We start from the raw sequence: 21560 nt of genomic DNA, 5'->3' as shown, positions 1-21560 counted from the left end.
TAACTGTTTATTTAATATCCACTTTTTATATCCACCGGGCATTTGGAAATCTAAATTAGTCTACTATATTTGTAGACTAATTTAGCTACCTTAACTATTAAACATCCAGATTATGTCCAGGAAGTTACACTTCGAGACCCTGCAGGTACATGCCGGGTATAGCCCCGACCCTACTACCAAATCGGCTGCCGTACCTATTTACCAGACAACCTCCTATACGTTCGACAGCGCGGAACATGCTTCCGATTTGTTTGAACTGAAGCAGTTCGGCAACATCTACACCCGAATCATGAACCCCACCACCGACGTATTTGAAAAAAGAGTAGCGGCGCTGGAAGGCGGTGTGGGCGCATTGGCGGTAGCATCCGGACAGGCGGCGCAGTTCATTGCGCTGCACAATATCCTGCTCCCGGGTGATAATTTTGTGACTTCCTCCTACCTCTATGGCGGTACCTACAACCAGTTTAAAGTGAGCTTTAAAAGAATTGGCGTAGACGCCCGTTTTGCCGACCTGGATAACCCGGAGAGCTTTGAAAAACAGATCGATGAAAACACAAAAGCGATTTACGTGGAAACCATCGGTAACCCGGGCTTTGCCATTCCCGACTTTGAAAAGCTCAGTGCCATTGCCCGTAAACACGACCTGCCGCTGATAGTGGACAATACTTTTGGTGCGGCCGGTTATCTCTGCCGTCCGCTGGAACATGGCGCCAATGTAGTGGTGGAAGCGGCCACCAAATGGATCGGCGGGCATGGCACCAGTATCGGCGGTATCATCGTGGATGGAGGAAATTACAACTGGGGCAACGGGAAATTCAAACAATTCAGCGAACCCGATGATGCTTACCATGGTATGAAGTTCTGGGAAGTATTTGGCTCCCATAGCCCGTTTGGCAATATTGCCTATATCATCCGCGCCCGGGTGACAGGCTTACGCAGCTGGGGCCCTGCACTGGCGCCACAGAACTCATTCCTGTTCCTGCAGGGATTGGAGAGCCTGTCACTGCGCGTACAACGAACAGTAGACAACGCGTTGCAGCTGGCGCAATGGCTGCTGCAACAACCACAGGTGGAGTACGTCAACTACCCCGGTCTGCCAGGCAACAAATACCACGGACTGGCGCAGAAATACCTGCAGAATGGCTTTGGAGGCGTATTGAGCTTCAAAATAAAAGGTGGCAAAGAAGCAGCCGATAAGTTCGTACAGTCATTACAGTTAATATACCACCTGGCAAATGTGGGTGACAGCAAAACACTGATCATCCATCCGGCCACCACCACCCACTCGCAGCTCAGCGAACAGGAACAGCGGGCAGCCGGCGTAGAGCCTGGCCTGCTACGTATATCCCTTGGCGTAGAACATATAGACGACATTAAGGAAGACATCCAACAGGCCTTTGGCGCTTAATCGCCTTTGCCCAGTTTGATCTTTACTTTTCCGTCACTACCTGAAACGGCGTGGAGATGCAGGATAATACCTTTCCTGCTTCTGCGCCGTTTTTCTGCTTTATCGGTAATAGCGGAGTCTTTGGCAGGGTTGCGCAACGGCACGTCGAGGTTGATATTGGTGCCGCCGGCAAGGCCATATACCCCATTCACATCAATATTCACGGCGCTGGAAGCTATCCGCATCGGTGGTATCAGGATCTTACTTCCCTGTATCTGCAGGGTATTGCTGAGGTTATCAAAGGTAATGCTGTCCAGCCGCCGGCGACGGAACACAAAGTTACCGATATCTTCCAGCGGCCCGAAGTTGACAAGTGCGCCATTGCGCAAATTAAAGTTGACCGCACCATATAAGGCATGTTTCGCCAGCGTCCCATTGTCCAGCACGTTGCCTTTAATATCCGCTTTGGCTGACACGATGCCCCGCAGATTGTCGGACTTCAGCGATTCCATCCCAAAGTTGCTGAAAGCATAAAACAGTTGTGCGATATGCACGTTGGATATATTGGCGTTTATTTTAAAGGTATTATTGGCGCCCTGCTGATGTACGCTGCCCGATGCCTGGGCCGTACCGCCTGCATGCTGGAAACCAATTTTACTTAGCTGGATATCCGATTCTGTCATGGCGATGAGCGCTTTTACATTCTGTGCAGTGAAACGCTCAAACACGATCTTGTCCAGCGCTACATCCATTTTCACATTACTGGCTGCCAGTACCTTGTCGAGTTGCCGGCCTACCCTGCTCTCTGTTCCGGCCTTTTTCTTATGTACCGCCTTCTTCCCTTTACGACGGGCGGTGAGGAAACTCCTGAATTCATTAAGGTCTACCAACGCGCTTCTGATCTTCCAATCCAGCTCTATTTTCTCCGGCGCCGTAAAATACAGGTTCAGCATATTACGGACGGTCCCTTCCATCTGCAGGGCGCTTTTCCGGGACTGGATACGCACATTACGCACCAGCAGGTCCTGCCCGGTAAATTGCAGCGTAGCGCTACAGTCATGAAACGTCAGGTCACGCGGCAGATAGGTAAATCCGCCCCGCTGCACCTGCACCGTTCCTTCCAGGGCCGACGGGGTATTGTCGTCTTTTAATACCGGCCCCGTGTAATACAGGTCTGCCGCCGCAGTCCCCTCGCTGAACAGTATCGGCACCTCGCTGGCGGCAGTATTGAGGTGCGACAGCGGGAACTGCGACCGGAAATGCCCGCGCAACAGCGGATGTTTGAGGTTCACCACCCGGATGGTATCTGCCTCGAGCGGCACCTCCCCGAGGGAAGCTTTCAGGCCGAAAATATTCACGGCGGAGTTTTCATCGTTATGCCCGGCGCCCGGCAGCACTTCATTGTTGAACCGCCCGGTGAAGCTACAGTCGCTCCACTCCCCGGCGGCCGTCACCAGCGTGTTTTTCGTCGTCTTCCAGGTTACCGCCACCCGGGGCGTATCCCTGAATTTCATATGTCCTTCGAGGTTAGCCTCCGCGTCCAGCGGCGCCGTCAGGTGGATGGCGGCGAGCTTTCCGGAGATATTGGGTGACAGCCAGGAAGCAGCGTCCTGCAACAGCACCTGGTTGGCGTTGATCTTCAGGCGGAACGGCGGCGGCTTCTGTGAGAAATCAAAGACTCCGGCTATTCGCACCGGTGTCTGGTCTATTTTTATCTGCTGCTCCGGGATGATCAGCTGTTTAGAGGTCTTATTAAAGAACAGGGAGAGGTCGAGGCCCAGCGTCTTGTTTTTCAGATAGCTCCCTTTGTTGGTATTAAACGCAAAGCTACGGGCGAGGATCTTCGACCGCATATCCAGGTGCATACCGGAGTCGCTGCTCTTTAGCTTACCATCCATCTGCTGTATGTCCAGCTCGAAAAGTTTAAACTTCTGCCGGTTGTCGATCGTAAATGTGATCTGTGACAAGCCAATGTTCCGGATATCAGCATCGCGGGACGTGTCCTTTTTCTTGCCAGGCTTACTGGCAGCGAGCGCCGAGGTATTGGTGTAACCGGTACTGTCGGTAAACAGGTAGATATTGCCTTTCTCCAGGGCCACCTCTTTCACATCTACGTGTTTGCGTAACAGTGATAACGTGTTTACCCGTACGAAAACATAGTCGAGATCCAACAGGGCGTGATGGTGCTGCTGCCACAGGCTGTCGCGGAGGACCACTTTTTTGAGGGCGATGGACACATTGGGGAAGCTTCTGAAAAGGGATGGCTCCATATCTTCCACAGATAGCTGGCCATTGATATTATCATTCAGCTGGTCGGTAATCTGCTTCAGAAAAGCAGCCTTATTACCTTTAATATACAGGGCCAGTCCAACAGACAAAAGAATAATCAGGGCTACGAGGCTTCCTCCTGCAATCAGCACAACTTTGAGCCATTTACGCATGTAATGGATGTTTAAAGGGTATAACATTCGAACACGTAAACAGTTTACGAAAAATTCCGCTTTTCCGAAAAATAAAAACAGCGAAGATTCCGTAGAACCTTCGCTGTTATCATCTGAAAATTTTTAATTTCTAAATTTTGTTCATTAGTCGTCCAGTTTAAGCACGGCCAGGAACGCTTCCTGCGGTACTTCCACGTTACCGATCTGACGCATACGTTTTTTACCTTCCTTCTGTTTCTCCAGCAGTTTACGTTTACGGGAGATATCACCGCCATAACATTTCGCGGTCACGTCTTTACGCATGGCGCTGATGTTTTCGCGGGCGAGGATTTTAGCGCCTACGGCAGCCTGGATGGCGATAAGGAACTGCTGGCGGGGCAGCAGGTCTTTCAGTTTTTCGCAGAGCTTACGGCCGAAGTCCTGCGCTCTGCTGCGGTGGATCAGCGCACTGAGGGCATCCACCTTGTCACCGTTGAGCAGGATGTCCATTTTCACGATATCGCTGTCGCGGAAACCGATCGGCGTATAGTCGAAAGAGGCATAACCACGGGTCTGGCTCTTCAGTTTATCGTAGAAGTCAAATACGATCTCTGTCAGCGGTAATTCAAACATGAGTTCTACGCGGGTAGTGGTCAGGTAGCTCTGGTTGAGCAGGATACCACGTTTACCAAGGCAAAGCGTCATGATGTTACCGATATATTCCGGTTTGGTAATGATCTGTGCACGGATGAAAGGTTCTTCGATCCTTTCCAGTTTGGTGGGGTCCGGCATTTCGCTCGGGTTGTTCACGATCACCACGCCTTCTCTGGTGGTGTGCGCAATGAAGCCCACGTTCGGTACGGTAGTGATCACCGTTTGGTTAAACTCCCTTTCGAGGCGTTCCTGGATAATTTCCATGTGAAGCATACCGAGGAAGCCGCAACGGAAACCGAAGCCCAGCGCTTGTGAAGTTTCCAGTTCGTAAGTCAGGGAGGCGTCGTTGAGCTGGAGTTTGTCCATACATTCGCGCAGCTCTTCAAAGTCTTCAGTTACTACCGGGAAGATACCGGCAAATACCATGGGCTTCACTTCCTGGAAGCCTTTGATACCTTCTTCGCAAGGTCTGCTTGCCAGGGTGATGGTGTCCCCTACTTTTACTTCTTTGGCGCTCTTGATACCGGTGATGATATAACCTACGTCGCCGGCAAATACCTCTTTACGGGGCTCCAGTCCCAGTTTAAGGATACCTACTTCATCGGCTTCATATTCTTCCCCGGTATTGACGAACTTGATTTTATCTCCTTTTTTGATGGAACCGTTGTACACGCGGAAATACGCGATGATACCACGGAAAGAGTTGAACACGCTGTCAAAGATCAGCGCCTGCAACGGCGCTTCGAGGCTGCCTTTGGGTCCCGGGATACGGGTCACGATCGCTTCCAGGATGTCTTCGATGCCGATACCGGTTTTACCGGACGCCAGCAGGATGTCTTCGTCTTTTACACCGATCAGTTCAATGATCTGGTCTTTCACCTCTTCGATCATCGCGCCCGGCATATCAATTTTGTTGATGACAGGGATGATCTCGAGGTCGTTCTCCAGTGCCAGGTACAGGTTGGAGATGGTTTGCGCCTGGATGCCCTGGGCAGCGTCTACCAGCAGCAGTGCGCCTTCACAGGCGGCCAGTGCGCGGGACACCTCGTAGGAAAAGTCTACGTGGCCGGGGGTATCGATCAGGTTAAACGTATATTTTTCGCCGTTTTTGGCGGTATAGTTCATTTGGATAGCATGGCTCTTGATGGTGATGCCTTTCTCCCTTTCCAGGTCCATGTCGTCCAGCACCTGCGCCTGCATATCACGATCGGAGATCGTTTTGGTAAATTCCAATAATCGGTCAGCCAGGGTACTCTTACCGTGGTCAATATGGGCAATGATACAAAAATTGCGAATATTCTTCATATGTTGATTTACTGGCTCCGTGGCGGTTAAAATGCCAGGTTAAGCCTTTTCAGGCCGCAAAGGTATTAAAAATTGTTTATTAGTCAGCGGTTTAGGGCGATTATGTTTTGATAAACATGCTACATGCGGATTGTCAATTTTTCATATATTAGATATAAATCCCCTCGGGGGTATTATTTGATCTAAAACCTGAATGTTATGGACCTGACCGCACAATTTGAACAAGCGGCTGCTGAAAGCAAAACCCTCTCTGAGAAGCCGTCCAACGAGATACTGCTGCAATTATACAGCCTTTATAAACAGGGTTCCACCGGCGATGTGGACACTGATGCGCCGGCCAACCCGTTTGACTTTGTGGCGAAGGCCAAACATGAAGCCTGGGCGGCCCTGAAAGGCAAATCCAGGGAGGCGGCCATGCAGGAATACATCGACCTGGTAAAACGTCTGAAAGGCTGATGCCTCCAGGGTTAAGATACTGCGGCTGGCCTTGTGGGGCCAGCCGCTTTTATTTTATAGCACCTTCACATTGTCAGCCGGATTTACGTCCGCCGACCAGGTGCCGCCCAGCGTTACTTTACTGACTTTTTTGGACGTGGTGAAAGGAATGATCACCGTTTTGTTGCCTTTCTCCCAGCAGGCGATGCTTTTATGCAGTTGCAGCCTGGTCTGATCCTCGAACGTCACCGTCAGGTCCACCGGCACCGGTTTGCTGCCTTTAGAAAGGATAGTCACTTCGTAACGCCGCCCGTTGCGGTCCACTTTCCCGATGGCCAGATCGGGATAACCCTCATCGAAGAACCAGCTTTTCCAGAACCAGTTCATGTTTTTCCCGGCACCTGCATTCATACAGTTGAAGAAATCGTAAGGCTGCGGATGTTTCCCGTTCCACGTGCGGATATAATGGTGCAGCGCTTTCAGAAAGAGGCTGTCGCCCAGCATATCTTTCACATATAAATAACCCAACGCCGGCTTGGGATAAGCGTTGGTCATATAGGCGTCCGTCTGTTGGTTGGACGGTGTCATGATGGGCAGGTCCTGTGCTTTGCCCGCAATCGCATTGTAGTTGGACATGCCGTAATTGTCCACGATCGTAGCGTCGATCATCGGTGAAATGAGCCACTCCCCAATGGTAGCCCAGCCTTCGTCCATCCAGGCATAGATCGTTTCGTTGGTGCCCATGTAAAAGGGAAACATCGTATGGAAAATCTCGTGATCGGTCAGTTCAATGGCGCCCGCCTTGTCGGGAACGGGATTGTCGTTCACCATCATGGGGTATTCCATCTGGTCCAACCCGTCGAATACGGAAATATGCGGATAAGGAAAAGGCCATTTCGGGAAATGATGACTCATCATATCGACTGTGGCACGGGCGTAGTTGATCACCTCGAAATAGTCCGCATGTGCTGTGTTAAAAGCCACGTCTACCCGGGTACGGCGTTTGGTGGCGCGGTCCACCTCCACGCTGGTGGCCTTCCAGCAATAGTGGTTGCTGGCAGCGAAAGCAAAATCCACGACATTGGAAGCTTCGAACCGCCAGGTATTGAAGGGGTTGCGGGGGGAAATATTCCCCTTCCGGATATCGGTACTGTCAATGATATCGATAATGCCATCATTCTTTTCCGCCCGGGCAATCCTTTCCAGGTAGGTACCGGTGTATACTTCCGGCCCGTTTTTCAGATCGCCGGTAGCCCATACCTGGTAGTTGCCGGGTACGGTAATCGCTACTTTAAAATCGCTGAAATCGTTGTAAAATTCTGTTACCCCGCTGTAGGGGATCATGTCCCATCCGTTGATATCATCATATACCGCCACTCTCGGGAAGAAGTAGGCCAGGAAGTAGGCGCCGGTGTCTACGGTGCCGGTACGGATATGGGTGTTTTCGTTCAGCGTATAGGAGAAGTCGAGCGTGATTTCCGCCTGTTTTCCCGGCGCCAGGTCGTCTATGGCGACGGGCATATTGGTACCCGTAACCGCCGATACCTTGCGGGCCGTGCCGTTGATTTTAAAATTCTTAATGGCCACGCCTTTGTGCAGGTCTTCCGCCGTCACCTTCATATTACGGACGGCGCCGTGCTGGAAGAGGTTGGCAAACAACTTGAAATTCAGATACCGCAGTGTGTCGGGGCTGTTATTGGTATATACAATCGTCTCTGAACCGGATACCAGGTTCGTGGCGGGTTCAAACTTCACCCGGATATCGTAGCCGGCTTTGTTCTGCCAGTATCGCGGGCCGGGGGCGCCGCTTTCGCTCCGTGTTTGTTTCTCATAAGCCTGACGGATATTCCGGGGCATGAACAGGGATTGGGCCGTAACCTGTTGCCAGCCCGCCAGCAACAGTAAAAAAAGAAATCGCTTTTTCATCATACATCAGTCGTAAAGTGCCTTCGCAACAGAAGGGCTTGTTTTTCAAAAATAGGGATTTTCCCAGTGACAGTGCGAGGTCAGGGTAGTTAAGAGGAACAAGTTATACAGATTGGCTGCGGTATAATGTCCATGACGCCGTTAGCGGTTGCTGTCTGCCGAAAACCGGTGCGTGCTGTCCGGTGGGGTACGCAGGCTGTCTGCCGGTTGCGGCAAAGGGGCGCCGGTACTATCTGTCGGATGTGCGCTGGAGTCTGCGGGAGCAGATTCACCGCCGGCTTTTTTAACCGGAGCGGTGGGCGCGGTATTTCGTCTTTTACTGTTGTAGTCAGATACTGCCCCCCGGCGTTCCATATCTTTCATCGTCTTTTTATCGAAGAGGTATTTGGGATGTTTTTCGGGACGCAGTCCCTTATCGAACTGTGCTTCCGCGCCGATGGCGGGGGCGGTATAAATTTTCCGGGAGGAGTTACAAGCCCATAGCAGCACTGAAAGCAGCCAGGCGTATCGCATGGATCTCATGAAAAACCAGATAAGAAGTGAGTAGGTTGGGACAAGGGGGACTATTAGGAAAACGGCAATCGGGACCTTTTAGTATGGTGGGGATTTTGAAATTCAGGGAAGCTGTATTAAATTTAACTTACATTCAGCGATTGTCATCCCCTTGTTTATTAATATTTTATATATTTAAGCCCTGTTTAGTATCATGATGAAACCCTCATCCCGGCTAAATTGAGAAAACAACCGTTATTATCAATACAACACTATGAAAGTAACTACAACCAGTTTCCCCAGCGTTTTTGAGACGGCCTTTGGGAACACCGAAAACTCGAGCAAAGATTTACTCAACGGCTTGAAGATCAAAAAAGATGAAACCTGGTATCTGGTAGGCAACCTGGCCAAACGGGGAGGCATTAATCCGGGTAGGATCACCAATGCGGCTCCTACTGAAGAAGACTATGAAATTCTGTTCAAAGCAGCGCTGCTCAATACGGCCGACAAGGTACAGCAGCCTATTGCGCTGACCATGGGTTTTCCCTTTTCCACTTACAACGTCTACAAAACCGCAGCGGAGCAGTTTCTGAGCAAGCGGCATTTCCTGATCGATTACGATACGCAGACTTACAATACGAAAGGGTCTTACAAAAAAGCGATGTTCGACATCGAAAAGTATGAGATCATCCCTGAGATCGTTGGCGGTATCATCGGTCTGAAAAAGACGATCAACGAACCCCAGCTGGACAACTTCATCGCCATCAGCTTTGGTTTCGGCACCATAGAAGGCGGCATGGCCACCGGCGACGGACTGGTACACCGTACCTGCTTCAGTTCCCACGGCATCCGTTACGCTATCAACAACCTGACCCGTGAACTGAACCAGAAACATTACCTGGAAATGAAAAACGAGCATCAGGTGGACGATGCCTTTATGAAAGGTTCTATTTTCACCAACCGCAAGCGCATTGACCTGCGGGAAATGCGTAAAGGCGTGCTGACACAGTACTACAAAGAGGTGGTGTCTCCACTGATGCGCAGCTACTTCACCGATCTGGACTTTGAAAGCTGCGAGAAAATATACCTGATGGGTGGCGGCGCTTACTACAAAGAACTGACCGATGCTTTCCAGGAAGAATTCCGTGATTTTATTCCGGTTGAGGTAGCGCCTGATCCTGAAAAACTCATGAGTATTGGTTATCTTTATAACAGTCTTCGGATTTCAGACAATAAACCACAAAGGAGCGTTGGCCTCGATCTCGGCAACTCCAGTTCTATTATCTCTACGTTCGATGACGAGCATCAACCAGTCGTAAATAATCCCATAACCCTCTAATTCGTTTGTGTGATAAGTGTGAGACATTTTTTCCGAAACATTATTGTACCGGGAGCTTTTCGTATCCCTAAAGAAGTAACCGTAAACGGCAGCATCGACGCTACCATTTCAGGACGGATTGACGGAAACGTAAAGGGCAACGTAAAAACGACCGGCAAACTGGTGGTTAGTGAAACCGCCAGCATTAAAGGGCATATTTATGCGGCCGACCTCGTTGTACACGGGAAAGTGTATGGAGACGTTTATATCAGCAACAAAGCGCATATCAGTAATAAAGCCTTCGTCAAGGGAGATGTGAATGCCATTGTCCTGGAGTTGGAAGAAGGCGCCGTTGTGGAAGGCGCCATCCGGAAAAATGTGCTGCCCACACCCAAAGCGGAAACACCGCCTGTTACAGAACAACCTCTCTCTCCGGTAACGGGAGAAACCATTCCCATAGCCGCTGCAGCAGCTCCTGCCGCGCCGGCCGCCAACGAAGAAGAACAGACCACCAGCTGGTTTTAACAAGTCCTGACTAAAACAACGTATATACTTAAACGTTATTTGGAGAGGCTGCCCGTTAACGAGGCGGCCTCTTTTATTTCCGGTGGTCCTTATTTTTTCAGGGGAGTCAGCAGGTGGCTAAGCCCATTCATTTTGATGACCAGCATGGTTTCCAGCATCATGCCCAGTTTCCCTTTGGGAAAACCGTTGCGCTGAAACCACTCCAAATAACTGACCGGCAAATCGCACAAAATAACGTCCTTGTATTTCCCGAAGGGCATTTTCATGGTTACCAGCTGTTGCAGTATCTCCGGGTTCGGTTGGGTCATCTCCATAAAAATCAACGATTAAGGGGGCAAGTTAGGCTTTTATCATACTTCTTCGTAATTTGATTTTCTCAGCACTAATTCCCTGCAATGAAAACGTACTGTGCGATTTTATCTCTTTTCCCGGTAACAGCCTGTGTACAGCCGGGAGGAAAAATACCAGTTCCCGGAGGACAGAACCTGCTACGACCGGCCTTGCCGCTAACGGCGTAACAGCCCGTTTCTCTGCAGGGCTTCCGTCACCACTTTAGCGTAAGCGGTAGCGAACGATTCGAGGCTATTGGGGTTGTAGGTTTCCGACTGACCGGACCATACCAGTTTTCCGTCTTTGGTGAGGTCGTACAGGTTGCTCTCAAGGAAATACACTTTGTCGGTGGTATAGTACCCCGGGGAGTACACCGAATTGTACATGTAGCCGTAATAGCCCCAGAAGCGGCCATACCAGCCATAGGCAGGATAAGGCGCATACATCACGGTGCCCGGCACATACCGGGTTTCAGATTCTTTGTTGACCAGCGTCACCGTCAGCACCGCCTGATAACCTGCCGCAGTAATTTTTTCGGAGGCGGTTTTTACCGATTCTTCTTTTTTCGGGTCAAAGTTGGGCGGAAACAAATCGATGCTCTTTCCGGCCACGATGCCGTGCTGTTGCAGTTGGGCAGCCAGTCTGCTTTCCACCGTTCCCCTTGCCGTCTGATTGGAACTGAGGCCCGCCACCAGGATGTTGTGATAACCGCCCATTTCGGCGCCGGGATCTTTCCAGGTACCTGTCATGTGAACGGAAGTGCCGCAGGCTGCTATAAAAAGCGCTATCGCCAGCAGGGCAACGGGTCCCCGGAAGCGGCGGCTAAAAGATACAGATGGAGTACGCATAAAATCTTTTTTTAACGAATCGCTGTAAAGCGGTTTTCGATCCTACAAGGATAACATCCACAATGTCAAAAAGTTCAGGAGAAGAATAGTACATATAGGCGTGAGCGTGAAGGAATTATAACCGGTTTTGCGCACCTTTTATTCAGATAATTAAGCGTACATTTATAATCTGGAGACCGCTATATGCAATACAAGGACTATGGGAAGCTGAAAACGCTGCTACTGGTGGACGATGATACAGACGACCAGGAGCTATTTAAACTGGCGCTGGCGGAACTGGATCATCCCGTAAAGTGCCTCACGGCCGGCAACGGCCAGGAGGCGCTGGATAATCTTTGTACCCATGCCTACCGGCCCGATCTTATTTTTCTGGACCTCAACATGCCGCTGATGAACGGGATCGTATTCCTGAAGCGGATCAAAGATATCGACCATCTGAAAAATATCCCGGTGATCATTTACAGCACCAGTGACGAACCACGGGAGATTTCCGCCGCCCGCTCTATGGGGGCGGTAGACTATATTACCAAACCTACGCGGTTTGACGAGCTTTGCAGATTATTGAAAGTGGTATTGGCCGGAGACACTTCCTTACATTAGTCTGACATGCGGCGGGCAAAAGCTACCCGGTAAAACTCGTATCCCTCTTCTTTCTCTCTTCCATTCAGGTAAAGCGACCGGTATTCATCCGCCCCCAGGTCTTTCAGGAGGGAGAACCCGTGGTGCTGCAGGAAGGCAGGCAGTGAGGATGGGACGAAGCCAAAGGTCCATTTTTCTTCCAGGCCGGCTACATCCTTCAGTAACTTCTCTCCCCCGGTGAAAGCCGCAGGATTATCCAGCACTTCCTGATGAATATAGGTAAAGATGACATGAGAACCTGGCGCAAACCGCTGCAGGAAAGCGAAGGTGTTGTCAATCGCTTCCGCTGTGAGGTAGTTGGTCACCCCTTCCCAGACGAAAGCCGTTGGAACGGAAAAATCAAAGTGATGCTGCGCCCCCAGCTGATCGAGGCTTTGTTTATTGAAGTCTATCTGGTAATAGCGGATATGCCTGGGGATATGGTGCCTGCTGAGCCGGGACAATTTGTACCTGGCTGTGTTAGGATGGTCAATTTCAATGACGGGCATGCCGTGCAGGAACGGTAGCCGTAGTCCGCGGGTGTCGAAGCCGGCGCCCAGGATCATTACCTGGCGGGCGCCTTTACGGACAGCTTCTTCCAGCAGCTCATCTATCAGGCGGGTCCGGGCGATACCGGAAGTATAAGCACCGGGAATCTTTTTATGGATAATGTTTTCAGCTACCTTACGGAAAGCGCGCAGATGGCTCAACCGTGCCGCTACCTTTAAACCGGGTGGTAAAAAGAGATGGGCGTATTTATCGGTAAACAGTCTTTTTGTTTTTGAGCGGGTGGTTTCCATTGCACGGAATAGTGCCATATACTGCGCGGTTTTACTCGAGGCAGATTCCTTCATAATGTGTCTTTTTGGAGATATACAATATACGTCATCAGGACGACATTATCAACTTTTCGCTGTCGTGTTATTGTAAGGAATATCGTTTCCCGGACTACAGCGTATATTCGTCACCGGTAGCCTTCCGCAACGATAAAGGAATGCCGGAGATACGCACTTCCGTACAGGTGCAAAACCGCTCCCCGGAAAAAACAATTCAAAGAAGCCTGGAATTCATATTTTTTTGCGATTATTGCAAAAAAATGCATATTTTTAGAAAATAATCTAAATCGCCCTGCGAAAATGAGCCACTCTTTAAATATTGACAAATTAGATTTACAGATCATTTCAGAAATGTCAACAGATGCCGGTATCTCTTACGCCGAATTGGGGAAAAAGCTGTTTGTATCAGGCGGCACCATCCACGTGCGTATTAAGAAACTGCATGAAATGGGCGTGATTAAAGGTACACGGCTACAGGTCAATCTTCGTGCGATTGGCTACGATGTGCTGGCTTTTATTGGCATCTACCTGGAAAAGAGTTCTCTGTATGAAAACGTGGCCAGACAGTTGCTGAAGATTCCGCAGATTGTGCGGCTGAATTACACGACCGGCGCCTACAGCATGTTTGCCGAGATCATCTGCCGCGATAGTGCCGAGCTGCGTAAAATTCTGCAGGATGATCTGCAGCATATCAAAGGGATTGAGCGTACGGAAACAATTATCTCGCTCGAAGAAAGTTTCTCGCGCCCTGTCAATGTCAGCGAAATCAGTTAACGGATATAACAGTGAATGAAGGCCTTGCCGCCTTCATTCTTTTTTTCGATCTCCTTCTTCTTCCCGGATAAACCTTCGTTCCGAAAGGAAATTTGGCAGATTCCATTTTTTGATTATTTTTGTACCATTCAGTACAATTTAACTATTATTCCACCATGGCAGGAAGGAACCGCATATTTGACGAGCAGGAAGTGGTCCGTAAGGCCACTGCCGTATTCTGGGAACGGGGCTACGAAGCCACGTCTACGGAGGACCTTCTGGCAGCTATGGGAATTGGTAAAGGCAGTTTTTACAACGCTTTCCCCGGCGGCAAACAGGAGCTCTTCGAAAAAGCGCTGGAGCAGTTCAGCACCCGCGCTTTTACCGAACTAAAAGCGGCGGTTGCCACGGGGGATGACCCGGTAGCTGCCGTGCTGGACTTCTTCCGTGATATCGCCAAAGAAAGCCGCGCCGTGCATATGAAAGGCTGCTTTATGGGCAACACCGTGGCGGAACTGTCCCACACCGAACCGGCACTGGAAAGGAAAGCCGTTCACCGGTTGCAGCAGATGGAACAGCTGTTCACCACTATCCTGGAAAACGGGCAACAGAGCGGCCGGTTGAAAACCAAAACGCCGGCGCCGGTACTGGCCCGGCACCTGGTGAACCTGTGGAACGGCCTGAATATTACCCGGCGGATGTATCCGAATACCGAAGGACTCTCCGCTTTAATAGAACTGAATCTCTCCCCTATTCATTGACACTTTTTTTTCATCAATTTTGTACCAAATAGTACAATTTAAAACCAGGATATATGAGCGCCACTTTTTATCGTACCGAAACTGTTAACAACCTCGACATCTTTTACCGGGAAGCTGGTCGCCCGGGCGCCCCGGTAGTGCTGCTGCTGCATGGCTTTCCCGCCTCTTCCCACATGTACCGGCATCTGATACCGGCACTGGCGGACGACTACCACGTGATAGCACCCGACTATCCCGGTTTTGGCTACAGCAGCAAACCTTCTCCGGAAGAATTCACCTACACCTTCGATCATGTAGCCGCTGTGATGGAACAGTTTATCCTGCAAATGGGGCTGACGAAGTTCCATCTCTATATGCAGGATTACGGCGGGCCTATTGGATTCCGGATCATTACCCGGCACCCCGAATGGGTGGCGTCGCTGCTGATCCAAAACGCTAACGCCTATACGGAGGGGCTGGGGCCGGATGTGCAGGAAATAGGCCGGCTGCAGCAGGCCGGTGATCCGGCGGCGCTGGCCGCGGCAGTGGATCATAAGCTGACCGCCGAAGGCATGCGTTCAGACAATCTCGTGGGCGCTGCAGATCCTTCACGCATTTCGCCTGACAGTTGGACATTCGACGCAGCAGTCATTGACAAGCCCATACAACGGGTCTTGTTTGCCAACTATGGCACCAACTTCCCGCTGTACCCACAGTGGCAGGCATGGCTGCGCCAGCACCAGCCGCGAACGCTGATCGCCTGGGGTAAAAACGATAATATTTTTCCGGGGGAAGGCGCCACCGCTTATCTACGCGATGTGCCGGATGCAGAGCTGCACTTGTTTGACGGAGGGCACTTCCTGCTGGAGGAATACGGCGACGAAGTGGCCGCGCTGATCAAAACATTTTTAAAGAAAGGGGTATCCTGAAGAAAGAACAGGCCGGCAAAGGTACTTTGCCCGGCCTGTCATGCTATTCCTGCGCCTGTTTCCGCACATCGCGGGTACCGGCATACAATTCATATTCCAGCAAACGGCAGTCGAGCGTACTGTTGTAAAACTCAATCCTGCGTTTGGCTTTGAGGCCTATTTTCTTGGCCAGGTCGAGGTTACCGGTGAAAATGTAGCCGGTGTAACCGCCACAACGTTGCTTCATGAAATCGCCGATACGGCCATAGGTTTCTTCCAAAGCGGTGATCTCCCCGAGGCGCAGCCCATATTCTGGGTTCATGTACACCACTCCCCCGCCATCGGCCGGCACCGGCGTAGCGGCGAAGTCGCAGACGGAGAAGATGATCAGGTCCGCTACACCGGCAGCCCTGGCATTTTTGCGGGCATTTTCCACCGCCTGCGGACTCAGGTCTGTTGCGATGATCTTCAGTCCCGGCACATCCACGATCTGGCTTTCCAGGCGGCCCCGTTCTTCGAGATAAACCGCTTCGTCGTACCCCAACAGATGCATAAAAGCATAGTTGCTCCGGAAAAGTCCCGGCCGGCTGTTGGTGGCTATCAGTGCCGCCTCTATGGCTACGGTGCCGGAGCCGCACATCGGATTTACAAAAGGAGAACGGCGGTCCCAACGCGTGGCCAGAATAGTGGCCGCCGCCAGTCCTTCCAGCATAGGCGCTTTTCCGGGTATCTTGCGGTATCCGTGACGGCCAAGCGAATCACCGGAAGTGTCAATGAATACTTCTGCATGTTCATTTTTCCAGAACAGATGTATTACCCCGCCACTCAGCTCAGCGCCGGTGGAAGGACGTTTGCCCGTTTTTTCCCGCATACGGTCTATCACCGCATCTTTCACCCGCAGGTTGGCGAACATGCTGTTATTGATGGTTTCGTTCTGAACGTTGCTGGTAATGGAGAAATACCCGTCAGCCGGCAAGACCGTTTCCCAGGGGAAGGATTTTAATTCGCTGTAAATATCATCGGCGTTGTGCGCCTCAAACTGACGGAGGCTGTATAATACCTGGCTGGCGCAGCGCAGGTGGAGATTCAGGCGTATACATTCATTGACGGAAGCCTGCAGGCGCACGCCCGTAACAAAAGTTTCTTCAACGGTAAAACCCAGTTCTTTTATTTCCTGTTCGAGGTAAGGCGTCAACCGCTTGTGGCAGGTAACTGTTACCGGAGCTTTCTCTGTGTATAAAGACATCATCCGGCAAATGTAGCCATTTTGGTATTCAGGTATCGGGTTATTTAGATATTTGGTTATTTAGATATTTGGTTATTGAAGGAGGTACTTTGCCGGCACCCCATCAATAACCAAATTTCTGAATGACTAAATCTCGTTATCGGCGGTGAGAATAATAGGTTCGCCGTCGGTGATCACGATCGTATGTTCGTGCTGGGCTACAAATCCGCCTTTATTGCCGATCAGTGTCCAGCCGTCGTTTGCCTGGTTGGCGTAGTTGGAGCGGGTGGAGATAAATGTTTCTACGGCCACGACGCTGTTTTTGCGAAAACGCTCTTTGTTGCGCCGTTCGTAACAATTGAGGATATCTTCCGGCGGCTCATGCAGGCCCCTGCCCACGCCATGTCCGGCGAGGTTACGGATGACGGTAAAACCAGCTTTGGCCGCTTCTTTTTCAATCAGTTTGCCGATGTCGGCTATTTTCACACCGCCGCGGATGTTGCGGAGCGCTTTGTACAGAATGTTACGCGAGGCATTCACCAGTGGCAGATGCTGATGCACGTCGTTGCCCAGTACAAAAGAACCGCCGTTGTCCGCCCAATAGCCGTCCAGCTCAGCAGACACGTCGATATTGACCAGGTCCCCTTCCCGCAGGATTTTTGTAGCGTGAGGAATGCCGTGCGCTATCTCATTGTTAATGCTGATGCAGGTCCATCCCGGGAAGCCATAGGTGAGCTTCGGAGCAGATTTGGCGCCGTACTTCCGCAATATCTCTCCACCGTATTCATCCACTTCTTTTGCAGACATGCCTGGTTTGGTATAGTTGCGCATCTCCCTGAGCGTGATGGCCACCACTTCACTGATCCTCTTCATTCCTTGTAATTCCGCTTCTGATGTAATTGACATAGCTTCTGTTTTTGATCGTAATAAAGGTAGCGAAAGCAGGGCAAACTGTCAAAAGTGGCGACGCAGGTCGCCACCGGCTAAAACGCGATGTATTTTACCGGCACGTGGTCTGTCAGCCAGACGTTGTTGGCCGACCTGAAAAAGGGAATGCCGTCACGGAACATACGGCCGCTATGAACGGTGAGAATCACCGGCAGGCCCCTGCGGGCGCCAACTGCCGTGGCGGTATCCCTTTGTTCAGAGAGATGTACATGGTGGCGGCTCATTTTAAGCAACCCTTCCTCCCGGATCGCCTGCATGAACTTCCCGACGGTACCGTGATACAGATATTCAGGTGGCGTTGCCACCTCCAGCGCCAGTTCTACGTTAACGGAATGTCCCTGGTTGGCACGGATACGGGTATGGTCCTCATTCAGCGCAAAACGTTGTTTTTCACATTCCGCCACTACTTCCAGGAGTTCTTCCATGTTGAAGCGCTGGCCCCTGCGGGCGGCTTTGCCCATGAGTTCCGGGACATCGGCCCAACCCTGTTCATCCAGTTGCAGGCCGATGGTCTCCGGACTATGCCGGAGTATAAGACTGAGGAATTTGCTGATATTTTTTCTTCTTTTCTGGTCCATGATGATTATAGTTTGTCCCTGACCGCCATGAGTGCGTAACCCAACAGGTTCTGGCCTCTCCAGCGCAAGGGGTTTTCCACATGTTCGTGATCGGATTTCATGCCGATGCCCCATATGGTATCAACCGGACTGGCTTCTACCAGTACGCGGTCTTTTGTGTTAATTAAAAATTCTTTCAACTCCGGATGCTGGGAAAATTTCAACAGATTCCCTGCTATCACGATATTGGATTTGTGTTCGTCCCAAACGGCGGGATCAAACTGCCTTACCTGGCGGCCCAGCTTTTTTGCTTCTGCGGGCGTTTTGGCTTTCAGGATGCGTTGCAGCACCACCTCGTCGTTGAACAAACGGGCTTTTCCGGCCATCATCCAATGTTCCGCCGTAGGATAAGTGATACCGTTTTCCCGGAAAGGCGCTACCCACCACTGGCTTAAACAGCTCTGGGTGACAGTCCCGCTGGTGGATTCCCCGTGTCCCCAGAAAAACAGGTACTTGATTTTATCTTTACGCTGATACCTTTCGATCAGCCACTGGTTATGATAGTTCATGGTTTGTCAGTTTGTTTTTAAATGTACGGATCGTGTCTTGTTTCTCTGTAGTGTCATACACCGCAAACACTACTTTGGAAAACCGGTGACGGAAAGTGTCGCTGTTCAACAGCGTGGCGAACCATCCGGCCACGTCTTCCCTGTCGTTACGGAATACGCCACAGCCCCAGGCGCCAAGTATTAAGGTGGTTTGCCCATGTGCGGCGGCTACGGAGAGCAGTTTCTCCATCCTCCCCAGCATGACCGGCTTGATACGACTCACATTTTCCGGTTCATTGTCCTGCACGGCGCCGGCATTGACGGCTGGCGCGGTGATCACCGATACCGTATAATAGTCTTCCAGCAATTGATCTGCATCATTGCGGAACACCGGTACCAGCGGCGAATAGATCATGTGATCTGTATAGAGGCAGCTGCCGTAGCTCCTGTTGATCTGATACATGTCGCTTTGCTGTTGCAGACAGGTATACAGCCCACTGGCCCGGGCCAATGCTTCCTCCTGTGCATGCGCTCCTTTCAGAAAACCTCCACCGGGATTTTTAGCGGAAGCAAAATTCAGGCAGCATACGTTTTGCTGTTTCTCCGTTACCACCAACCGATAGGCGGCGGCGTAGGTGCTTTCTCCTGTAACTTCAATGAGGCCTTCGTGTAGGGCAGATTGTTTGTCACGCTGCCGGAATACTGTTTCAAAATCTTCCGGCCGATATAACAAGGTGTTACTGGCGGCATATTGCAGGGCGGACTGAATACGGATTGTTTTTCCGCGGGGATTAACATAATGGCCATTGGTCAGGATATCCAATGTCTCCCAGGCTGTATTTGCCCTTGTTTGTTTTTTCATCTTATCATCTTTTATACACCAGGTAATTGAAAGCATATCCATGGGGTTTCGCCTCCTATGCTGGTGTTTTGTTTACGTCATTCTGACGCAAAGTAACAGGATTTTATTTTAACAAACAATAATTTTTTCTTTTGGATTCATGAGTAAGTATGTTTTTCCGGGTTGGCGGGAGGCATAACTTATTCATCTCTTTCAAAAAAATATTTGGATTTAAATTGTATACAATTTAATTTTACACTACTAAAATAAAATAAAATGATCATCACAGAAGCCATTTATACGGCGCAAGCCACTGCCACTGGCGGCAGAAACGGGCATGTCAGCACCAACGACGGCATACTGGACCTCGAAGTAAGGATGCCTACGGCCATGGGCGGCCATGGTGGCGCCTACACCAACCCCGAGCAGCTTTTTGCCGCCGGTTACGCCGCCTGTTTTGACAGCGCGCTGAACCTGGTCATACGGACACAGCGGATACAGACCGGTACGACCAGCGTCACAGCAGAAGTTAGCCTTGGCAAGAACAATACAGGCGGTTATGGGTTATCTGTTAAGCTACAGGCGCACATTCCGGGAACAGACCGGCAGGTGGCGCAGGAGCTGGTGGAAAAAGCGCACCAGGTATGTCCTTATTCACTGGCTACCCGTGGTAATATTACCGTTGACCTTGAAGTGATTTAAACTGTTTTTTATGAAAGTATTAATTGTACTTACCTCCCATGATACATTGGGTAATACCGGGGAGAAGACAGGTTTCTGGATAGAAGAATTTGCCGCGCCTTATTATGCGCTGGCCGATGCCGGCGCTGAGGTGACCATTGCATCGCCCAAAGGCGGACAGCCGCCTATTGATCCGAAAAGCGCGCTGCCGGATTTCCAGACGCCGGCCACGCAACGATTCAACGGCGACAAAGCGTTGCAGGACAAACTGGCGCACACCGCCAAACTCAATGAAGTGGCTGCAGATGACTATGACGCGGTCTTTTATCCCGGCGGCCACGGTCCACTATGGGACCTTGCCAGCGATCCTGTATCCATTGCGCTGATTGAGACTTTTTACAAACAGAACAAACCTGTGGCCTTCGTTTGTCATGCACCGGGCGTGTTAAACAAGGTGAAAGCACCCAACGGCGAGCCGCTGGTAAAAGGTAAAGAAGTAACAGGATTCAGCAATACGGAAGAAGAGGCCGTGCAGCTGACGAAGGTTGTACCGTTCCTTGTAGAAGATGAACTGAAAAAGAACGGAGGTATTTACAGCAAAGAGAAGGACTGGCATTCCTATGCTATCCGGGACGGACTGCTGATTACCGGTCAGAACCCGGCATCCTCCGAAGAAGTGGCCCGTATTTTACTGGAAACATTGGCGTAGTTTTGTGTTGTTAAATTGCGAACATTGAAACAGCTCAAATTCTCCCATCAACTTTGTTTTCCGATATATGCCTTATCGCGACTGATCACCTCCCACTATCAGCCATTGCTGGGCGAGCTGGACCTCACCTATCCGCAATATCTGGTGATGCTGCTGCTATGGGAGCATCAGTCTATGAATGTGAAGACCCTGGGAGAAACGCTGATGCTCGATTCCGGCACTTTAACACCGCTACTGAAGCGGTTGGAGGCCAAGAAGCTGATTAAACGGGTACGCAGTAAGGAAGATGAACGGGTGGTCAACATTCAGCTGACCCCGCAAGGCGTAGCCCTGGAACAGCAGGCAGCGCAAATACCGCTTCGCCTGGCAGACAGCCTGGGGGTTACGCCCGCTGAAGTCCAGGAATTAAAAGATGCGGTTACCCCTTTGTTATACCGGCTTAAACCGGCGCTGAAGTGCTGATGGAAAAAGCGTACAGCCAGCAGCGTTATAGCCATAATATTCTCCAACTGTCCTTGTTATAAAAATAACCTGGCCTGCAGACCTATAATTCATA

23 protein-coding genes are annotated in these 21560 nt (G+C 50.7%); 11 read left to right on the top strand and 12 right to left on the bottom strand.

The annotated features are described in order from the left end of the window. Nucleotides 1–112 precede the first annotated feature (112 nt). Nucleotides 113–1408, top strand: coding sequence for an O-acetylhomoserine aminocarboxypropyltransferase/cysteine synthase family protein (locus tag B5D63_RS30260; RefSeq protein WP_078672617.1), 1296 nt, complete (start codon nucleotides 113–115; stop codon nucleotides 1406–1408). On the opposite strand, the gene B5D63_RS30255 is transcribed toward B5D63_RS30260, so the two are convergent. Together B5D63_RS30255 and lepA are read right to left on the bottom strand one after the other, a co-directional pair. Then, on the bottom strand, nucleotides 1405–3828 hold the full coding sequence (locus tag B5D63_RS30255; RefSeq protein WP_159456221.1) for an AsmA family protein: 2424 nt from the start codon (nucleotides 3826–3828) through the stop codon (nucleotides 1405–1407). The two genes, B5D63_RS30260 and B5D63_RS30255, sit on opposite strands and share 4 nt — an antisense overlap. A gap of 144 nt (nucleotides 3829–3972) precedes the next feature. Further along, a complete protein-coding gene (gene lepA, locus B5D63_RS30250; protein WP_078672615.1) occupies nucleotides 3973–5766 on the bottom strand; it encodes a translation elongation factor 4 in 1794 nt (597 codons plus the stop codon). A 198-nt stretch (nucleotides 5767–5964) separates the two neighbouring features. Here lepA and B5D63_RS30245 point away from each other — a divergent pair, with 198 nt between their 5' ends. Next, the gene (locus B5D63_RS30245) at nucleotides 5965–6222 is read left to right on the top strand and encodes an acyl-CoA-binding protein (RefSeq protein WP_078672614.1); all 258 of its coding nucleotides are present in this window, start codon (nucleotides 5965–5967) and stop codon (nucleotides 6220–6222) included. Nucleotides 6223–6276: 54 nt separating this feature from the next. Here B5D63_RS30245 and B5D63_RS30240 read toward each other — a convergent pair whose 3' ends face one another. Beyond that, nucleotides 6277–8130 carry a M1 family metallopeptidase gene (locus B5D63_RS30240; protein ID WP_078672613.1) on the bottom strand — a complete coding sequence of 618 codons (1854 nt, stop codon included), beginning with the start codon at nucleotides 8128–8130 and terminating at the stop codon, nucleotides 6277–6279. 138 nt (nucleotides 8131–8268) lie between these two features. Further along, nucleotides 8269–8649 (bottom strand): hypothetical protein, encoded by a 381-nt coding sequence (locus B5D63_RS30235; protein ID WP_143313201.1) that lies wholly within the window; start codon nucleotides 8647–8649, stop codon nucleotides 8269–8271. Nucleotides 8650–8893: 244 nt separating this feature from the next. Here B5D63_RS30235 and B5D63_RS30230 point away from each other — a divergent pair, with 244 nt between their 5' ends. Both B5D63_RS30230 and B5D63_RS30225 read left to right on the top strand, forming a co-directional pair. Further along, complete coding sequence (locus B5D63_RS30230; protein ID WP_078672611.1) at nucleotides 8894–9958, top strand: ParM/StbA family protein; 1065 nt, start codon at nucleotides 8894–8896, stop codon at nucleotides 9956–9958. 18 nt (nucleotides 9959–9976) lie between these two features. After that, on the top strand, nucleotides 9977–10462 hold the full coding sequence (locus tag B5D63_RS30225) for a bactofilin family protein (protein ID WP_235021666.1): 486 nt from the start codon (nucleotides 9977–9979) through the stop codon (nucleotides 10460–10462). A gap of 89 nt (nucleotides 10463–10551) precedes the next feature. On the opposite strand, the gene B5D63_RS30220 is transcribed toward B5D63_RS30225, so the two are convergent. Together B5D63_RS30220 and B5D63_RS30215 are read right to left on the bottom strand one after the other, a co-directional pair. Beyond that, nucleotides 10552–10776 (bottom strand): DUF3820 family protein, encoded by a 225-nt coding sequence (locus B5D63_RS30220; RefSeq protein ID WP_078672609.1) that lies wholly within the window; start codon nucleotides 10774–10776, stop codon nucleotides 10552–10554. A 192-nt stretch (nucleotides 10777–10968) separates the two neighbouring features. Continuing rightward, complete coding sequence (locus tag B5D63_RS30215) at nucleotides 10969–11640, bottom strand: DUF4136 domain-containing protein (RefSeq protein ID WP_078672608.1); 672 nt, start codon at nucleotides 11638–11640, stop codon at nucleotides 10969–10971. A gap of 183 nt (nucleotides 11641–11823) precedes the next feature. On the opposite strand from B5D63_RS30215, the gene B5D63_RS30210 reads away from it, so the two are divergent. Continuing rightward, nucleotides 11824–12240, top strand: coding sequence for a response regulator (locus B5D63_RS30210; RefSeq protein ID WP_078672607.1), 417 nt, complete (start codon nucleotides 11824–11826; stop codon nucleotides 12238–12240). On the opposite strand, the gene B5D63_RS30205 is transcribed toward B5D63_RS30210, so the two are convergent. Continuing rightward, a complete protein-coding gene (locus tag B5D63_RS30205) occupies nucleotides 12237–13112 on the bottom strand; it encodes a class I SAM-dependent methyltransferase (protein WP_078672606.1) in 876 nt (291 codons plus the stop codon). The genes B5D63_RS30210 and B5D63_RS30205 overlap by 4 nt on opposite strands. A 282-nt stretch (nucleotides 13113–13394) precedes the next feature. On the opposite strand from B5D63_RS30205, the gene B5D63_RS30195 reads away from it, so the two are divergent. From B5D63_RS30195 to B5D63_RS30185, 3 genes are all read left to right on the top strand, one after another. Then, a complete protein-coding gene (locus B5D63_RS30195) occupies nucleotides 13395–13868 on the top strand; it encodes an Lrp/AsnC ligand binding domain-containing protein (protein WP_078672604.1) in 474 nt (157 codons plus the stop codon). 155 nt (nucleotides 13869–14023) lie between these two features. Beyond that, nucleotides 14024–14608, top strand: coding sequence for a TetR/AcrR family transcriptional regulator (locus B5D63_RS30190; protein WP_078672603.1), 585 nt, complete (start codon nucleotides 14024–14026; stop codon nucleotides 14606–14608). A 53-nt stretch (nucleotides 14609–14661) separates the two neighbouring features. Next, entirely contained in the window at nucleotides 14662–15516 is an 855-nt protein-coding gene (locus B5D63_RS30185; protein WP_078672602.1) for an alpha/beta fold hydrolase, read from the top strand. 43 nt (nucleotides 15517–15559) lie between these two features. On the opposite strand, the gene B5D63_RS30180 is transcribed toward B5D63_RS30185, so the two are convergent. The 5 genes from B5D63_RS30180 to B5D63_RS30160 all read right to left on the bottom strand — a co-directional run bounded on the left by B5D63_RS30180 (nucleotide 15560) and on the right by B5D63_RS30160 (nucleotide 19635). After that, complete coding sequence (locus B5D63_RS30180) at nucleotides 15560–16744, bottom strand: THUMP domain-containing class I SAM-dependent RNA methyltransferase (RefSeq protein WP_235021664.1); 1185 nt, start codon at nucleotides 16742–16744, stop codon at nucleotides 15560–15562. Between the two features lie 123 nt (nucleotides 16745–16867). Beyond that, nucleotides 16868–17626, bottom strand: coding sequence for a type I methionyl aminopeptidase (gene map, locus B5D63_RS30175; RefSeq protein WP_078672601.1), 759 nt, complete (start codon nucleotides 17624–17626; stop codon nucleotides 16868–16870). Between the two features lie 77 nt (nucleotides 17627–17703). Further along, nucleotides 17704–18246, bottom strand: coding sequence for an RNA 2'-phosphotransferase (locus B5D63_RS30170; RefSeq protein WP_078672600.1), 543 nt, complete (start codon nucleotides 18244–18246; stop codon nucleotides 17704–17706). Nucleotides 18247–18251: 5 nt separating this feature from the next. Beyond that, on the bottom strand, nucleotides 18252–18794 hold the full coding sequence (locus B5D63_RS30165; RefSeq protein WP_078672599.1) for an NADAR family protein: 543 nt from the start codon (nucleotides 18792–18794) through the stop codon (nucleotides 18252–18254). Then, complete coding sequence (locus tag B5D63_RS30160) at nucleotides 18781–19635, bottom strand: TIGR02452 family protein (RefSeq protein WP_078672832.1); 855 nt, start codon at nucleotides 19633–19635, stop codon at nucleotides 18781–18783. Before B5D63_RS30160 ends, B5D63_RS30165 begins: the two co-directional genes overlap by 14 nt. Nucleotides 19636–19890: 255 nt before the next feature. Between B5D63_RS30160 and B5D63_RS30155 the strand changes: the two genes are divergently transcribed. Genes B5D63_RS30155 through B5D63_RS30145 form a run of 3 tightly spaced genes read left to right on the top strand, consistent with a single transcriptional unit; the run spans nucleotide 19891 to nucleotide 21466 of the window. Further along, nucleotides 19891–20316, top strand: coding sequence for an organic hydroperoxide resistance protein (locus tag B5D63_RS30155; RefSeq protein WP_078672598.1), 426 nt, complete (start codon nucleotides 19891–19893; stop codon nucleotides 20314–20316). Nucleotides 20317–20326: 10 nt separating this feature from the next. After that, nucleotides 20327–21004: a type 1 glutamine amidotransferase domain-containing protein gene (locus tag B5D63_RS30150; protein ID WP_078672597.1), complete on the top strand. Its 678-nt coding sequence runs from the start codon at nucleotides 20327–20329 to the stop codon at nucleotides 21002–21004. A 24-nt stretch (nucleotides 21005–21028) separates the two neighbouring features. Then, nucleotides 21029–21466 carry a MarR family winged helix-turn-helix transcriptional regulator gene (locus B5D63_RS30145; protein ID WP_200817128.1) on the top strand — a complete coding sequence of 146 codons (438 nt, stop codon included), beginning with the start codon at nucleotides 21029–21031 and terminating at the stop codon, nucleotides 21464–21466. The last annotated feature ends 94 nt before the right edge of the window (nucleotides 21467–21560 follow it).

Origin of the sequence: Chitinophaga eiseniae (genome assembly GCF_900167135.1) — a bacterium.
GTDB classification, from domain to species: domain Bacteria; phylum Bacteroidota; class Bacteroidia; order Chitinophagales; family Chitinophagaceae; genus Chitinophaga; species Chitinophaga eiseniae.
This window is presented reverse-complemented; position numbering and strand designations above follow the sequence as displayed.

What these genes read in the sequence shown, in the direction of transcription:
- map (WP_078672601.1), bottom strand. Translation starts at nt 17,626, where the DNA reads ATGTCAATTACATCAGAAGCGGAATTACAAGGAATGAAGAGGATCAGT.
- B5D63_RS30185 (WP_078672602.1), top strand. Translation starts at nt 14,662, where the DNA reads ATGAGCGCCACTTTTTATCGTACCGAAACTGTTAACAACCTCGACATC.
- B5D63_RS30150 (WP_078672597.1), top strand. Translation starts at nt 20,327, where the DNA reads ATGAAAGTATTAATTGTACTTACCTCCCATGATACATTGGGTAATACC.
- B5D63_RS30230 (WP_078672611.1), top strand. Translation starts at nt 8,894, where the DNA reads ATGAAAGTAACTACAACCAGTTTCCCCAGCGTTTTTGAGACGGCCTTT.
- B5D63_RS30235 (WP_143313201.1), bottom strand. Translation starts at nt 8,649, where the DNA reads ATGAGATCCATGCGATACGCCTGGCTGCTTTCAGTGCTGCTATGGGCT.
- B5D63_RS30165 (WP_078672599.1), bottom strand. Translation starts at nt 18,794, where the DNA reads ATGAACTATCATAACCAGTGGCTGATCGAAAGGTATCAGCGTAAAGAT.
- B5D63_RS30260 (WP_078672617.1), top strand. Translation starts at nt 113, where the DNA reads ATGTCCAGGAAGTTACACTTCGAGACCCTGCAGGTACATGCCGGGTAT.
- B5D63_RS30195 (WP_078672604.1), top strand. Translation starts at nt 13,395, where the DNA reads ATGAGCCACTCTTTAAATATTGACAAATTAGATTTACAGATCATTTCA.
- B5D63_RS30205 (WP_078672606.1), bottom strand. Translation starts at nt 13,112, where the DNA reads ATGAAGGAATCTGCCTCGAGTAAAACCGCGCAGTATATGGCACTATTC.
- B5D63_RS30240 (WP_078672613.1), bottom strand. Translation starts at nt 8,130, where the DNA reads ATGATGAAAAAGCGATTTCTTTTTTTACTGTTGCTGGCGGGCTGGCAA.
- B5D63_RS30220 (WP_078672609.1), bottom strand. Translation starts at nt 10,776, where the DNA reads ATGGAGATGACCCAACCGAACCCGGAGATACTGCAACAGCTGGTAACC.
- B5D63_RS30155 (WP_078672598.1), top strand. Translation starts at nt 19,891, where the DNA reads ATGATCATCACAGAAGCCATTTATACGGCGCAAGCCACTGCCACTGGC.
- B5D63_RS30190 (WP_078672603.1), top strand. Translation starts at nt 14,024, where the DNA reads ATGGCAGGAAGGAACCGCATATTTGACGAGCAGGAAGTGGTCCGTAAG.
- B5D63_RS30180 (WP_235021664.1), bottom strand. Translation starts at nt 16,744, where the DNA reads ATGATGTCTTTATACACAGAGAAAGCTCCGGTAACAGTTACCTGCCAC.
- B5D63_RS30245 (WP_078672614.1), top strand. Translation starts at nt 5,965, where the DNA reads ATGGACCTGACCGCACAATTTGAACAAGCGGCTGCTGAAAGCAAAACC.
- B5D63_RS30160 (WP_078672832.1), bottom strand. Translation starts at nt 19,635, where the DNA reads ATGAAAAAACAAACAAGGGCAAATACAGCCTGGGAGACATTGGATATC.
- B5D63_RS30255 (WP_159456221.1), bottom strand. Translation starts at nt 3,828, where the DNA reads ATGCGTAAATGGCTCAAAGTTGTGCTGATTGCAGGAGGAAGCCTCGTA.
- B5D63_RS30170 (WP_078672600.1), bottom strand. Translation starts at nt 18,246, where the DNA reads ATGGACCAGAAAAGAAGAAAAAATATCAGCAAATTCCTCAGTCTTATA.
- B5D63_RS30210 (WP_078672607.1), top strand. Translation starts at nt 11,824, where the DNA reads ATGCAATACAAGGACTATGGGAAGCTGAAAACGCTGCTACTGGTGGAC.
- lepA (WP_078672615.1), bottom strand. Translation starts at nt 5,766, where the DNA reads ATGAAGAATATTCGCAATTTTTGTATCATTGCCCATATTGACCACGGT.
- B5D63_RS30215 (WP_078672608.1), bottom strand. Translation starts at nt 11,640, where the DNA reads ATGCGTACTCCATCTGTATCTTTTAGCCGCCGCTTCCGGGGACCCGTT.